The organism is Clostridium cylindrosporum DSM 605 (genome assembly GCF_001047375.1).
Lineage (GTDB): Bacteria > Bacillota > Clostridia > Clostridiales > Caloramatoraceae > Clostridium_AB > Clostridium_AB cylindrosporum.
The window spans coordinates 93,287-107,703 of sequence record NZ_LFVU01000028.1 but is presented as its reverse complement, the minus strand read 5'-3'; the positions used below and the strand labels follow the sequence as shown (position 1 = coordinate 107,703).

The following is a 14,417-nucleotide window of genomic DNA, read 5'->3' as shown; positions in this document are numbered from 1 at the left end:
TCTTTTTTATTTAAATTTTAGGCATATTATTACCATTGATGTAGTAGTATTATACAATGATTTTTATATTAGGGAGTGATTATAATGGTGAAAAGTAATTCAAACTTAGATTTTGGAAAAACAAAAAAAGTTATCGACCTAGCAAATGAGCTTTTAAAGTCTTCAAAGGGAGATATTATATATATAAGTAATTCTTTAGAGCCAAAAGAATATTTAAAAGATGCAATAAAGTTTTTAGATTTATCAGAAATTGAAATAATAAATTCAAGCATTTTAAAAGCAATAATAGAACAGCTTGTAATTGAAAATAAGGCGGTAGAGATAATATTAATAGATAATATATCTAACATAATTGGAGAAGATGAAATTAGTGATTTTCTAAAAGAAGTAGATGTTTTATCATCTAAAAATAGTGTGAAAATTTTATTTGGATTAGATAGGGAAAATAAAGATTATGTAGATAGTTTAGATATTGAAAAAATAGATTAATAGAAAAATGATGAAGCTAAAAACGGCTTCATCATTTTTTATTAGATTATATGATCAACACAAACTCTACTTTCTCTAATTTGGGCAACAAACTTACCTACTTCAACATGTTTAGGATGGTTTTGATATGTATTTAAGTCATCTAATGTTTCAAATTCAGAATAAAGAACAACATCATAGTTATCATCATTATCTGTAGAATCAATTCCAACTTCAATAGAAACAATTTCTTTAATGTCATGCTTTAAATTCTCAAGCATATTTTTAAGTTTAGTTGCATTTTCAATTTTAGATGCATCAAGTGCACTGTCCTTAAGTTTCCACATAACCGTATGTCTAATCATAATATTACCTCACTTTATTATAAGTTTTAATATTATTTTACATTAAAAAGGTAAACTTTTAAATTATTTTATACAAGGTATTTGAATAATGATTCTTTTAAATATATAATGTTTTGGTAAGTTGTTTCATATTGAAGGGAGTTTTTATTTTGAATAAAGGAATTTGCGATAAGTTAAAGTTAGTTCTTTGGGGACTTTCAGGAAGAATAGAAGAAAATATAGATTATATTAGACAGGTAAAGTTTACATTTGTAACTGGCCTTAAGAAGATAGAAGGAGAGTATCTTTTAGACAAAAAAGCAGTAATATTTAATGGCAAGGAAGAAGATATTACAATAGGAAATTTACCAGATTATATATCTAAGGAAGCATTAAACTATGATTCTTTAGAGTTCGTTTTAGAAGAGAGAGGAAGTGCAGTTGTAGTTACTGCGGATGCAAAGGAAGTAAAAACTAAAAAACTTGATAAATTAGAAAAGAAAGAAGATAAAAGTGTGTTTAATACATCTCAAGTTTTAAAAAGAAATTATCTTATAAAAATAGGAGAAGCAGATGATCTATTAAGAGAAATTGGTGTACTTACCAAAGAGGGAAAAGTAAAAAATGATATGATTAGAAAGTATAATCAGATAGATCATTTTGTTGAGCTTATTGATTCAATGATAGATGAGGTTTCAAAGGGTACAGAAACTGTTACAATACTTGATTGTGGTTGTGGAAAATCTTATCTAACATTTGTTCTTAATTATTATATTAAAGAAAAGAAAAAGAAAAATTGTTATTTTATTGGGGTTGATAGATCCGAAGAAGTCATAGAATCATCTAAGAAAATAGCAAAGAAATTAGGATATAAGAATATGGAATTTATAGCAGACGATATTAACTTTTATGAACCAAGTAGAAGAGTTGATATAGTACTTAGCCTACATGCTTGTGATACTGCAACTGATATGGCCTTAGGTTTAGGTGTAAGATTAAAGTCGAAGGCTATTATGTGTGTACCATGTTGTCATAAAGAACTTTTATCTCAATATAGATTTAAAGAATTTGATAGCATACTAAAGCACGGTATATTTAAGACTAAATTTGCAGATATATTAACAGATGGGGTTAGATCTTTATTACTTGAAAGTCAGGGGTATAAGGTTTCGGTAGTAGAGTACATATCACCACTTGAAACACCAAAAAACATTTTAATTAGAGCATATAAGGTTTCAGATAAAAATGAAAAAGCCTTAGATGAGTATATGAAGCTTAGAGAAATGTTTAGCATATATCCATCCCTTGAGACATATATAGATGTTTATGAAGATTAAATTTAAAGAACCTATAGAATTAAAATCTATAGGTTCTTTATTATAAAAGCATCTTTTAATCAAGTTGTTCAATGTCTTCACTTGTTATTAACTGTCTTTGTTCACGGGCTATTTCTTTTATTCGCGATGGAGTACTAGGATTCGTAATAAGTTTTCCAAATAGCTTCAGTGCTTCATCAGTTCTATTTGTTTTTCTTGCAAGCTCTGCTACAAGGTACACAATAGTGTTGTAATCCATACCAAGTATAGGAGCATCTTCCTTACTGAAGGCTTCACTAAAACCGTTATAAGCATTTTCAATAAAGATATCTTCGTGCTCTTTGTCCCCAAGAAGTCTATAAAGCCATGCTATTTTTATGCAAGTATATGCCTTCTCACTTGCTTTAGCCCCTTTAACCATTGAGCTTACAAGTGATAGCTTTAGTCTTTCTATCCCGGTATTCACATCATAAATATTAGGATATTCTCTTGGCTTAAATGAAGGGGTAATCTTAGTTATAATCGCCTTGACTTCATCTTTATAAAGTTTTTTTTCAAATACCTTGGCCATTGAAGCATAGCCACATTTATTACACAAAACCACATCATATAGTATTGGGTTAATTGGTTCGCAATGTTGAAAAAGGTCACTATCCTTTGATACTATACGTATTTTTCCTGTTTTTACTGTTTTACTTTTAAATGTAGTATTACAACAAGGACAAGTATAGGTTTTATCATATAAGAAATCTTCATATTTAAAATCTGTATTTAATTGCATAGTCATTTTTAAGTCACCTTCCTACAGAAATATTAATTACAATTATTTTTTATCAAGACTATATACATAGGCTATTATTTCAGCAACTATTTCATATAATTCCTTAGGAATATTGTCTCCAACTGAAACTGATGATAGGCTTGAAACAAGGTCTTCATTCTCAATAATAGGAACATCAGAATCAATTGCAGCGTTGATTATTTTCTCAGCAACATGTCCAAATCCTAAAGCTGTAACAACCGGTGCTGAAAGTCCTTTTTCATACTTAATTGCAGCTGCACTTTTTCTTTTCATACTCTCACATCCAAATCAGAATAAACTCCCTCACTAAAAAAGTCTGAAAGACCTACAAGTGTTGCAGGTGCGGAAGAAGGCTCGATAGATATGTTTACTACATTGTATCCCATATTAATAATTTTTGTTTCAAGTTTCTTTATATTTTGTTTTATTTGAGTAATATAATCCTTATTTACTTTCAAGTTCAAAATAATATCATTAAATTTTTTAGAAACATATCCTTCAATAAGACCCATGTTTTTAGTTTCAACTGAAATATATAGTTTTACATCATTTATGTCTATATACTTTGAAGAGTATTTATTTTTTATTATTATATTGTTTTTATATAGATTTTCATTTGTATAGAAATTAAAATTAAACATAGTATAATTATTGTTTAAATATTTATTAACATCAAGATTATCTCCTAAAAGATTTAATAACTGAGGAGATAGTTTTGATATAACTTCTGGACTATCCTTTATTGTTGAAAGACTAAGATTCATAGAAGATAATCTTCCACTTAATATATCCTTTGAGGAAGCTGTATCTAAGGTAAAGGATTTTAACAATAAGGATTCGAACTTATCAGCTTTTGAGTATTTTATATTTAATATTTCATCTAAACTTCCCTTTGAAAATTCTTTTAAAATTAATACCTCGGGAGAATTTTCTTTGAGTGATGGATTTTTAGTAATGTTTTGACATAATCTTAAAAAGTCCGATGATTCAGGTAGTGATGATTTTATTGAAGCCGAAAATGAAGGGTTCTCTCTAATTGCTAGAGAAACGTCCTTAATAACACTTTTATCAATATCTATGCCAATGGAATTTTTTATAGATTTTGATATGTTTTCACTTAATGAATCATCCTTTAAAGAAAGTTCGTTTAAAAGTATTAAATTTTTTAATGAATTAATAAATGGTTCAAAGGATTTAGAAAAACTTGAGTTTTCCTTTGGTATTAAGGTCTGTATATTTAATAGATCCTGTTTAGTAATATTATTTATATCTATACTATTATCCTTTAAGAACTTCAAAATATCACCTAAGTTTTCCTTAGTTACTTTTAGTTGATCACAAAGATTTTCTACTGTTGAGTCATCTAAGAAATTTATATCTAAATTACAAGTTAATTTATTAATATCTAGACTTTGAACATTTTCTATGAAATCATTTAGTAACATAGGATTTTTAAAAAAGTCATTAACTTTTAAGATGTTTTCAAGTGTTGCAGGTATTTTGTTTTGCTCTAAAAAAGTTAAGAAATCTAAATCAACATTATCTAAAAGATTTATAGCATTTTTAAGTGCTAAAAATTCTTTGCTGTTTTCATCTATGACCTTGCCAGTTAGACCATTGATCAAATTAATTAAATCAGCATTACTAAGACCACGTAATTCCTTTAAAAAGTTAAAGTTATTATGAAGGTTTAGTATATTTTCATTAGTAGCTGGAATATTATACTTAATTAGTTTAGATATGATTTCTTGACCTTCACTTTTTGAAATATTTAGTTTTTCAAGTATAATACCTATATCACTTTTTTTAGCGTTATTACTACCTTCTTTATTTAATATTTCTAGAATAATTTTATCATTAGTATATTCTTTGACTTTAAATCTATAGCTTTTATTTTCCTCAACACTGTCATCTATTAAAAAGATTGAAGGTAATATTACTCCATTTTGAAGCTGAACTACCCCTTTACCCTCTGATAATGAGAGAACTTTTGCGGATATTAAACTTCCCTTTGATAGGTTTTGTTTATCTTCACCTTTTAAATTTAAAATTTGACTAATATTTTTTATATACATAATATATCACCTATTAAATTATCGCCTAAAATATTATAAAATAAATAGAGTACATAATAGAATTAGGAAGTGATTAACTTGAAAATATATGGAATATCAGATCTACATCTTTCCTTTGATAGTAATAAACCAATGGGAGTATTTGGGGAACTATGGGAAGATCATTACATTAAAATTGAAAAAAATTGGAGGGATAAAATTACAGATAATGATTTAGTATTAATTGCAGGAGACATTTCTTGGGGAATGAAAATAGATGAAGCATTAAAGGACCTTGAATTTATTCATAGACTACCTGGCAAAAAAACAATAATAAAAGGTAATCATGATTACTGGTGGGCTTCAATTTCAAAATTAAACTCATTATATGAGGATATTTACTTTATTCAAAATACACATTATAAGTGGCAAGATTATGCTATTTGTGGAACAAGGGGGTGGATTTCACTTGATGGTGAAGAACATAATGAGGCAGTATATAAAAGGGAATTACTACGACTTGAAATGTCTCTTGAAAGTGCAGTTAAAGAAGGTATAAATAAAAAGATTGTTATGATGCATTATCCCCCTATTACTAAATATAATAAGTGTAAAGAATTCTTAGATATACTTGAAAAATATAAAGTTGAGAAGGTTATCTATGGACATATTCATAGTTCCTCTAAAAATATTTGTTTTAATGGGATTTATAATGAAATAGAGTATAAATGCACCTCTGCTGACATTATAAATTTCGATCCTATAAGGATACTATAATTAAATATGCAAAGACTATTCACTAAAGGAGTGATTAGAATGATGCAGTGTTTCTTTAATATACCATCAATGCATAGCTTATCCTCTGCTCGCAGAGTTTCTAATATTATTGAAGGTGTTAATGGTGTTAAAAATGTTAATACGGATTATGAAAAGAGTATAGTTGGAGTGTTTTGTGAAAATAAAGATAGTGTTGTAGAAAGTATTTCAAATGAAGTTAAAAAATCAGGATATGAAATTAGTTTGTTATAATATTAATTTTAAAATGTTGTTAGTTTATATTAACAGCATTTTTTTTATAATAAATTATTAGGATACTTAAGATATTTAAAGAGCTTATAAATAAAAATATAATTTTAAGCTCTTTAAATTAAAAATTAATTGACTATAGCCCCATTTCTTTCTTTATTTGAAGTAGTCCCTTTGATGTAACTTTATCTGTTGGTATGTTAAGAAGAGATACTATATTATTAAGTTCTTCTTCATCTTCAGATTCTATTTCAGCATATGGATATGGGAAAACTTCATCATCCCACTTATCAAATTCGATAAGTGAGTTATTTAGTTTATAGCTTTCCCTAGATTTATTTTCCTTAGACAAAAACTCTATGTTAAGTGCTGATAAAAAGCCGAATGCTTCATCAAAATTGTCTACTTCAAATTCTCTCTCATCCATTTTTCTCACCTTTTCTTGAGAAATAACCTTTTTTATACACAAAAGAGTTTTGTTATTGTTATGTAAGTAATCTTTAGTTACACGTATTCTAATGTATCCAGTTGAATTTAATTCACTTGGAAGTGAAAAAATATAATTTTCCTGGAATTCTTTTTTTACTAAAGTACCACCTAAAGACTTAACTTTATCCTTTAAATCATTACAATCAATTCCTATAACTTTAACTTCAATTTCACTCATAAAATTATCCTTCCTTTATTCGTAAATTAACTTAGTATAAAAGTTTCACTTTATATTATAGCCTAATATGTTAAAATATCTATATGGTTGGAAGGGAAGATAAAGATGTTTGGATATGTAGTACCATTAAAAGATGAGTTAAGAATAAGAGAGTTTGAAGTATTTAGATCATATTATTGTGGATTATGTAATGAGATTGGGAAGAAATCCTACATATCAAAGGTAACATTAACCTATGATATGACCTTTTTATCCCTTTTATTATCTTCAATATACTTAGATACTGATATTACATATAAAAAGTTTTGTCCATATAAATTTAATAGGGTTAACATTGTTAATACTAATAAGTACATTGAATATGCAGCGCATATGAATATAATACTAAGTAATAGAAAGCTTATAGATAATTTTAAAGATGATAAGAGCTATGTTTCTCTGATATTTTCTAAAATTATAAGTTCAAAAAACATAACTAGTGATATAGAGAGTAAAATAAAAACTATAGATAATTACTTACTAAATACACATAAACTAGAAAGAGAAAAATGTTCTAGCTTAGATGAAATTTCCCATGACTTTGCTAAAATTTGTGAGGAGATTTTCGATATTCATGGCAATTCGGCTCCACTTAGGGTTTTAGGATATAACATTGGTAAATGGATTTATATTTTAGACGCATTTGATGATATTGAAAAGGACGTTAAAAAAGGAAATTATAATCCACTTTTGTATAGGTTTAATTACAAAACAAGTGAGGATGTAAAATCTTTTAAAAGTAGAATAATTGATAATATTGAATTTACACTTATAAGATGTTTAAGTGAGGCGTCTAGTGCCTTTGACCTTATTGATATTAAGAAAAATAAAGATATACTTGATAACATAATTTACCTTGGACTCGACAGACAAACTACCAAGGTTTTAAGAGGAGGATGTTGTAGTGAAAAATCCGTACGAAGTATTAGGGCTTAAACAAGGTGCAAGTCAAGAAGAAATAAAAAAAGCATATAGAGATCTTGTAAAGAAATATCACCCAGATAGACATACAAATAATGAGTTAAAGGATTTAGCACAGGAAAAAATGAGAGAAATAAATGAAGCCTATGATGTGCTTACAAAGAATTCATCAAATAGCTCAGAAAGTTCCTATTCAGGATATTCTAGTTCACATAGTTCTACCTCTGAGGGGACATATGTATTTCAAAGAGTAAGACAATATATTAATACTAATAATTTATCAGCGGCTGAAAGGGAACTTGCAGGGATATCTATAAAAAATGCAGAATGGTTTTATCTGCGAGGGGTAATTAACATGAAAAAAGGTTGGTATTCACAGGCATATGAAGATATTAGTACAGCCTCAAATATGGAACCATCAAGTGCAGAATATAGGGCAGCACTTAATAACTTAAAGTATGCAAATAATCGCTATGCAAACAATCATTATAAGAGAACATCAGCATCAGGAATGGGTTGCTGTGACACATGCACGTGTTTATGCTGTGCGGATAGTTGTTGTGAATGTTGCGGAGGAGATATAATTTCCTGCTGCTAAGGAGGAAAAAAATGAGGGTAAAGTCACAAGACATAGTCTTAGGTGGGATATCTGTAGCTTTGATAGTTATATTTCTTTACTTAGGTACAATTATCATAACTAATAAAATGTTTTTTATGGCACTATCTATAATTTTAGGGTCAATTCCATATATTAAAGGAGGCATAAGGCCTGGTGTAATAGTATATCTAGCCTCAGCTACTTTGGGATTTTTAATTGTACCAAATAAATTATATATTGGAGTATATATTATCTTTGGAATTTATCCATTTGTAAAGTTAGTAGCAGAAAGGTTTAAACCTCTTATAGAGTATATAATTAAATATACAGTTTTTAATATTTTATTAATATTTGCATACTTTATCTATGCAGGTTTAGTAAATCTTGGACCACTATTTAAAAGTAGTTATTTAGCAATAGGATTATTTATATCTTTTCAGGTAATTTTATATATTTTTGACTTTGCTTTTACTAAGTTTATAATTTTTATTGAAGATAGGATACTAAAAAGATTAAAATATTAATCATTATATTTAGAGAAGTATAATTATACTTCTCTAAATTTTATACAATTTTAGGTGACAAAAGAAAATATATGTAAAATAATTCTAAATTTGTAAAATGTATTGAATGATGAAAAAATTAATTTTATAATCAATACTATAGGTTGTTTTACAATTTGATAAGGGGAAGAAATATATGAGAAACATTAGGAATATTACTGTTAATAGAGCGATAATTCATATTATAGATAATTCTATGGAGGAACCTATATTAAATCAAAGAGATTTATATCTTACTGATGAAACTTTAGATTTTATTGGAAAACATATCGCTAAGGCATCCTCAGATGAAGAAGCTAAGTATGCTAAGTTTAATGGAAGTAATAATATTGAAAATATATGTAGAAGTGCAATATATGATGAAGATAAATTTATAGAATCTTCTAATGAAATTGCGAAGGCTTTTTTTAATTTATCTAAATCCTGTGGATTAATTCCATCAGGGGATCTTCTAATTGTAAAGTTTGAAAGTGAGTACGGTAAGATGCTTGCTATAATGAAAATGATATATAACAAAACTTTTATTCACTCAATTGACTATGAAAATGAGAAGATGGTAATAGATATAAAAACCCAATATATAGGACTGCCTGATACAATGCAAAGATTACAAAAATGTGCACTTATTAACTTTGAAGATGATAATGGGGAACTCCTTGTAGTAAATAGACCTACCAAACAAGAAAAGGATGCTAAAAATCTTAATACATTTACTGATGAGATGCTAAAATGTACTTTAATTGATGATAAAAGGGACTTTACAAAGAACTTTGTTAAATCTTCTGAAAAGTGGGTTAGAGAAAATCTTAAAGAAGATGCAGGAAAAGCTGAAGAAGTTAGACGAGAAATAGGAGAAGCTCTTAGAAATGAAGATTTTATAGATATAAAAGAAATTGCAACTGGTATACTTGGTAATGATGAGATGGCAGAAAACTATATTGATACACTTAAAGAAGAAGGACTAAAAGCAGAAAAAATAGAAATTGACAAGGAATGGGTAGATAAAAAATTAAAGAGAAAGAAGCTGAAAATAGATAAGGACATGGAAATATACATTAATTCTGATGCATATAATGACATTAACAGATTTCAAATAAAAAGAAATGGTGATGGGACTATAGACATAATAATTAGGCAAATTAGAAATTATTTTGAAAAACAATAGTGCTTTAGGGTCTTGGGGGAATTTGTATGAAAGGTGCGAGGGTAATTTTAGTTGAGGATTGCAAATTACAGGGTAGAATTACTAGAGATTTACTAGTGAAAAATGGGTATGTTACAAAGTGGGTAAAAACTGCAGAGGAAGCTTTAGAAAATGAAGTTTATAAAAAATACGATATTGTTATATTGGATGTAATTTTATCAGGAATAGATGGATATGAATGCTGCAGAAAAATCAAGGAATCTACAAATACCATACCTGTAATAATGTTAACATCAATGGAGGATGAAGAGAGTGTAATAAAGGCACTTAATTCAGGGGCAGATGATTATATAAAAAAGCCACATAGCTCGCTAGAATTTATTGCAAGGTTAAATGTACAGCTTCGCAGCGCTAGGCTTCAAAAAGAACTTATTAAGAAGAATAGTGAACTTCAGGAGGCTAATAAAATAATAAAGAATATTGCAATAACAGACATGCTTACCGGGGCAAATAACAGATCATTTATAAACGAATATATTAATAATTTAATAAATGGAACAACAAAAAGGCATATTGGATTGTCAACTATAATGATTGATATAGATAATTTTAAATCTGTAAACGATACCTATGGACATTTAGTTGGAGATAAGGTGTTAAAAGAGTTAGCTAAAATATGTAAAGATATAGTTGGAAGTAGGGGAGTCGTAGTTAGATTTGGGGGCGAAGAGTTCTTAGTAGTCATAGATAAAGAATATAAAGATGCTTCAAGCATAGCTGAAAATATACGTAGGGTATGTGAGAAAAGTTGTCCATGTGGATTTATGGTAACTATAAGTGTTGGGGTGTGTATTTCAGAAATATCATTGGAAGAAATAAACTCAGAGTTTGAAAAATTTATTAAAAAAGCAGATAATATGCTATATCTATCTAAAAAAGAAGGAAAGAATAAAGTCACAGTTAGTAACACACTATAAAAAAAGAACTGGCTTTTGCCAGTTCCTTTTTTATAGTGTATTACTTGAACCAAGTACATTTTTAATTTTATGTGAAACAATACCCTTAATTGCATCTCTTGCTGGCCCTAGGTATTTTCTAGGATCAAATTCAGCAGGATTCTTTGTTAGGTATTCTCTTATAGTAGCTGTCATAGCAAGTCTTAGGTCAGTATCAATATTTATTTTACAAACTCCCATTGAAGCAGCACGTCTAAGCATATCCTCAGGAACTCCCTTAGCACCAGGAAGTTCTCCACCAAATTCATTACATTTAGCAACAAATTCAGGCATAACACTTGATGCTCCATGAAGAACAAGTGGGAATCCTTCAAGTCTACTTGAGATTTCTTGAAGTCTTTCAAAATCTAATGATGGTTCACCTTTGAACTTATATGCTCCATGACTTGTTCCAATAGCAATTGCTAGTGAATCAACACCTGTTCTTTCTACGAACTCAACTGCTTGAGCTGGATCAGTATAAGTTGCATCCTTAGCTGATACAGATACAGCATCTTCAACTCCAGCTAGCCTACCTAGTTCAGCTTCAACTACTACGCCCCTTGCATGAGCATATTCAACAACTTCCTTAGTTAGTCTAATATTTTCTTCAAATGGATGCTTAGAACCGTCTATCATAACTGATGTAAATCCATTATCTATACATGCTTTGCATATTTCGAAGTCTTCACCGTGATCAAGGTGAAGGCATATAGGAAGATCAGAGTCCTCTACAGCAGCTTCTACAAGTTTTCTAAGATAAATTGGATTAGCATATTTTCTAGCACCAGCTGAAACCTGAAGTATTAAAGGTGATTTTTCTTCCTTGGCAGCTTCAATGATACCTTGAATAATTTCCATATTATTTACGTTAAATGCTCCAACAGCATATCCACCTTTATAGGCATTTTTGAACATTTCACTTGATGTAATAAGTGGCATAATTATAGTCCTCCTTAGGAAATAGTGTAACACATATATCGATTATTTATATTTTATTTTAACATATATAATTTAAAATTCAATAGATTAGATAATTATAACTTTAAAGGATATTTCTTGAATTAGGCTTCTCCATTTCAGGAATATGTTCAATATAATGTCTTAGAGATTCTAGATTTGCCATAGAATTTGGAATATCATTAAACTTTATAAATTCGATTGTATTCTTTAAGGAGGTTGTTATATTATCAATCTCATGGTGGTTTGTTAGAAGGTTCCATTTATCTTCGAGTTCTTTCCATTCCTCGTTAAGCTCTTCTGCATTTTTTACTGCTGATTTAAGATCATTTTGCAGAAGGTTAAGCTCAATTTTTTTAACTTTTTCAAGCATAGAGCTCGAGCTTTTATTAAGATAATTTCCCATCCAAAGGGTTCCGATAAATAAAAGTAAGGTTGCAGCGAGTAAGCCTAAAATTGTTTTAATGTTTACCTTCATCTTCTTCACCCCTTTTTTGTATATATAATTTTCTAGTAGAATCAATTATGGCTACAAGTACATCATTTGGATCTTCTATTTCATTTTCTTGTAGCTTCTTATATATCCATTTTTCATCATAGCCTGCTATTTTAAGATTATGATGATTTATTTTACCATCTAAAATAATGCTTATTGGAAGAGTTGGATCATCTCCTACAAGTTTAAGGTCTTCTTTAGTAACTGGAGTTTTAGAATAAACAGGAACAATGCTAAGTTTACCGCTAGTTTCCATAATAGCATATTCTATGTCTGCAAGATCTATGTAACCCATTAAACGTAGTTCTTCCATAAGATCATCAAGATTAAATCTTTGTTTTCTAAGTTCACTCTCAATAATTTTACCCTCTTTAATAATTATACTTGGAACTCCGCACATAACTTTTCTTAGTGGTTGAAATTTTAAAGTAAGGTATGAACATAAAACCTCTAAAATAATAAGTGTTATAATAGGTATAATCCCATGAATTAAAGGTATTCCTATATCCTGCATTGGAAGTGCTGCAAGTTCTGAGAGCATTATTGCAGTTACTAATTCATAGGGTTGAAGTTCACCTATTTGACGTTTACCCATTATACGCATTGATATAATTACGAATACATATAAAATAACAGCCCTAAAAAATATAACCATAAAATCACCTCTATATTATTGTGGCTATTAGATAGAAAATTATTTAAATATAATTTAGATTATTTTATGAAATTTTATGAATATATTATAAATAACAAAATATAAACTTATACTACAGGTATTTAGTCGTAAGAGTTAGACTTTTATATGAAGGCATTATAATAAATTACAATTTAAATTAAGAAAGAAAGGGCTAAACTTTATGAATAGATTTAGATTCGAAAAGTTTGAAATGAAGTATGGATATTTTCTGCCAGATGATTTTAAGAAGTTTATGGCTAAGTTTGGAGGAGACTGCCACTTTGGAAGTTGTAACTTTGATTATGTTGATAATATAATCAATAATCTTGTAAGGGTTTATGGTAAAATGGACTTTCATCTTTTTCCCTTTGGAAGTATTGGAAACGGAGATTATTATTGTTTTTATAGATATGGGGAAAATAAAGATGATTATTTTGTAGGCATATGGTTACATGAGACTAAAAACTTCATTATACTTTGTAAAACTTTTAAAGCATTTATATATAGGTGTATTTTAGATGATTATTTTTCTACTATCGTTTCAAGTGATGAATTAGGATTTGAAGAAAGTGTTAGACTAAGTAAAGAAAGTATCGAAAGATGCAATATACTATGCAGTGAATATAACTTCGATATGGAAAAAGTAAAAACCATTAAAAATCAAATAGATTACCATAGGCTAATGATTGAATTTGACCCCAAAGCACTTCAAAGCTTGTGTTATCTTGGGAAGCATCTTATAAATTCTAATATGGAAGAGGCTAAAGAGTATTTAACTAGGGCAAAGAATATTTGTAGTTTCTATACAGCTCCATATTATATCCTAGGAAAACATTATTTAGGAAAAGGAATAAATGAGGGAAAGACTGAAATTCTTAAAGGAATAAAAACATCTTTAATTTTAACTGGGTATAGTTATTGGGAGGAAGATTACATGGATATTCCTCAAGATGTTCATAGAAATCTAGCATTTTATTTAAGTGAGAGGGATATATCCTTTGACAATTTTATTGAAAACGCATTAGTTATGGGGAGAGACCCATATAGTCTAATTCTTAGGTTAGAACTTGCAGAAAGACTTAAGAAGGAAGGCAAATATAACGAGGCTTTAAGAGAGTATGCTAATGCAATTTATTGTTGTGATGATAACATAATATGTAAAGATATTTTAAGGGAAGCTTTAAACTGTACTAAGGAAGGTGGAATTATGTATTTATCTAAGTTAATAGAACAGGACATAAAGCTTATGAAATAAAGGTTGGGACTCCTATGTAAGTAGGAGTTTTTTGTTATATATAGAATAATTATAGAATATAAATATGTACATATATAGAATTTCTGTCATATT

Annotated in this window: 18 protein-coding genes; 10 read left to right on the top strand and 8 right to left on the bottom strand. The window is 28.5% G+C overall.

Translation table 11 applies throughout. The features are described 5' to 3' along the window. The first annotated feature begins 84 nt into the window (after nt 1-84). Nucleotides 85-489, top strand: a complete 405-nt coding sequence (locus tag CLCY_RS11355; protein ID WP_048571266.1) for a hypothetical protein — start codon at nt 85-87, stop codon at nt 487-489. Nucleotides 490-530: 41 nt separating this feature from the next. On the opposite strand, the gene CLCY_RS11350 is transcribed toward CLCY_RS11355, so the two are convergent. After that, entirely contained in the window at nt 531-833 is a 303-nt protein-coding gene (locus CLCY_RS11350; protein WP_048571265.1) for a Dabb family protein, read from the bottom strand. Nucleotides 834-982: 149 nt separating this feature from the next. Here CLCY_RS11350 and CLCY_RS11345 point away from each other — a divergent pair, with 149 nt between their 5' ends. Continuing rightward, complete coding sequence (locus tag CLCY_RS11345; RefSeq protein ID WP_048571264.1) at nt 983-2,149, top strand: class I SAM-dependent methyltransferase; 1,167 nt, start codon at nt 983-985, stop codon at nt 2,147-2,149. 55 nt (nt 2,150-2,204) lie between these two features. On the opposite strand, the gene CLCY_RS11340 is transcribed toward CLCY_RS11345, so the two are convergent. The 3 genes from CLCY_RS11340 to CLCY_RS11330 are packed head-to-tail and all read right to left on the bottom strand — an operon-like array spanning nt 2,205 to nt 5,005. Next, complete coding sequence (locus CLCY_RS11340) at nt 2,205-2,915, bottom strand: DUF2225 domain-containing protein (RefSeq protein ID WP_048571263.1); 711 nt, start codon at nt 2,913-2,915, stop codon at nt 2,205-2,207. Between the two features lie 36 nt (nt 2,916-2,951). Further along, complete coding sequence (locus CLCY_RS11335) at nt 2,952-3,203, bottom strand: EscU/YscU/HrcU family type III secretion system export apparatus switch protein (protein ID WP_048571262.1); 252 nt, start codon at nt 3,201-3,203, stop codon at nt 2,952-2,954. Then, entirely contained in the window at nt 3,200-5,005 is a 1,806-nt protein-coding gene (locus tag CLCY_RS11330; protein ID WP_048571261.1) for a hypothetical protein, read from the bottom strand. Before CLCY_RS11330 ends, CLCY_RS11335 begins: the two co-directional genes overlap by 4 nt. Nucleotides 5,006-5,083: 78 nt before the next feature. On the opposite strand from CLCY_RS11330, the gene CLCY_RS11325 reads away from it, so the two are divergent. Together CLCY_RS11325 and CLCY_RS11320 are read left to right on the top strand one after the other, a co-directional pair. Further along, a complete protein-coding gene (locus CLCY_RS11325) occupies nt 5,084-5,761 on the top strand; it encodes a metallophosphoesterase (protein WP_048571260.1) in 678 nt (225 codons plus the stop codon). Between the two features lie 39 nt (nt 5,762-5,800). Next, the gene (locus tag CLCY_RS11320) at nt 5,801-6,013 is read left to right on the top strand and encodes a heavy-metal-associated domain-containing protein (RefSeq protein ID WP_048571259.1); all 213 of its coding nucleotides are present in this window, start codon (nt 5,801-5,803) and stop codon (nt 6,011-6,013) included. Between the two features lie 133 nt (nt 6,014-6,146). Here the strand turns inward: CLCY_RS11320 and CLCY_RS11315 are convergent, their stop codons facing one another. Further along, nucleotides 6,147-6,677 (bottom strand): class IV adenylate cyclase, encoded by a 531-nt coding sequence (locus CLCY_RS11315; protein ID WP_048571258.1) that lies wholly within the window; start codon nt 6,675-6,677, stop codon nt 6,147-6,149. A gap of 105 nt (nt 6,678-6,782) precedes the next feature. Between CLCY_RS11315 and CLCY_RS11310 the strand changes: the two genes are divergently transcribed. From CLCY_RS11310 to CLCY_RS11290, 5 genes are all read left to right on the top strand, one after another. Next, nucleotides 6,783-7,652 carry a DUF5685 family protein gene (locus CLCY_RS11310; protein ID WP_048571257.1) on the top strand — a complete coding sequence of 290 codons (870 nt, stop codon included), beginning with the start codon at nt 6,783-6,785 and terminating at the stop codon, nt 7,650-7,652. Beyond that, nucleotides 7,621-8,235 (top strand): DnaJ domain-containing protein, encoded by a 615-nt coding sequence (locus tag CLCY_RS11305; protein WP_048571256.1) that lies wholly within the window; start codon nt 7,621-7,623, stop codon nt 8,233-8,235. Before CLCY_RS11310 ends, CLCY_RS11305 begins: the two co-directional genes overlap by 32 nt. Before the next feature lie 11 nt (nt 8,236-8,246). Continuing rightward, complete coding sequence (locus tag CLCY_RS11300; RefSeq protein WP_048571255.1) at nt 8,247-8,759, top strand: hypothetical protein; 513 nt, start codon at nt 8,247-8,249, stop codon at nt 8,757-8,759. 175 nt (nt 8,760-8,934) lie between these two features. Next, entirely contained in the window at nt 8,935-9,963 is a 1,029-nt protein-coding gene (locus CLCY_RS11295; RefSeq protein ID WP_048571254.1) for a nucleoid-associated protein, read from the top strand. Nucleotides 9,964-9,989: 26 nt separating this feature from the next. Continuing rightward, a complete protein-coding gene (locus tag CLCY_RS11290) occupies nt 9,990-10,919 on the top strand; it encodes a diguanylate cyclase (protein ID WP_048571253.1) in 930 nt (309 codons plus the stop codon). A 30-nt stretch (nt 10,920-10,949) separates the two neighbouring features. Here the strand turns inward: CLCY_RS11290 and fba are convergent, their stop codons facing one another. The 3 genes from fba to CLCY_RS11275 form a co-directional block, all read right to left on the bottom strand. Next, nucleotides 10,950-11,879, bottom strand: a complete 930-nt coding sequence (fba, locus tag CLCY_RS11285; protein ID WP_048571252.1) for a class II fructose-1,6-bisphosphate aldolase — start codon at nt 11,877-11,879, stop codon at nt 10,950-10,952. Between the two features lie 103 nt (nt 11,880-11,982). Continuing rightward, nucleotides 11,983-12,375: a DUF4363 family protein gene (locus CLCY_RS11280; protein ID WP_048571251.1), complete on the bottom strand. Its 393-nt coding sequence runs from the start codon at nt 12,373-12,375 to the stop codon at nt 11,983-11,985. Further along, nucleotides 12,359-13,048, bottom strand: a complete 690-nt coding sequence (locus CLCY_RS11275) for a DUF421 domain-containing protein (protein WP_048571250.1) — start codon at nt 13,046-13,048, stop codon at nt 12,359-12,361. The genes CLCY_RS11280 and CLCY_RS11275 overlap by 17 nt, the downstream gene beginning before the upstream one ends. A gap of 202 nt (nt 13,049-13,250) precedes the next feature. Here CLCY_RS11275 and CLCY_RS11270 point away from each other — a divergent pair, with 202 nt between their 5' ends. Next, entirely contained in the window at nt 13,251-14,324 is a 1,074-nt protein-coding gene (locus CLCY_RS11270; protein WP_048571249.1) for an SMI1/KNR4 family protein, read from the top strand. Nucleotides 14,325-14,417: the final 93 nt, after the last annotated feature.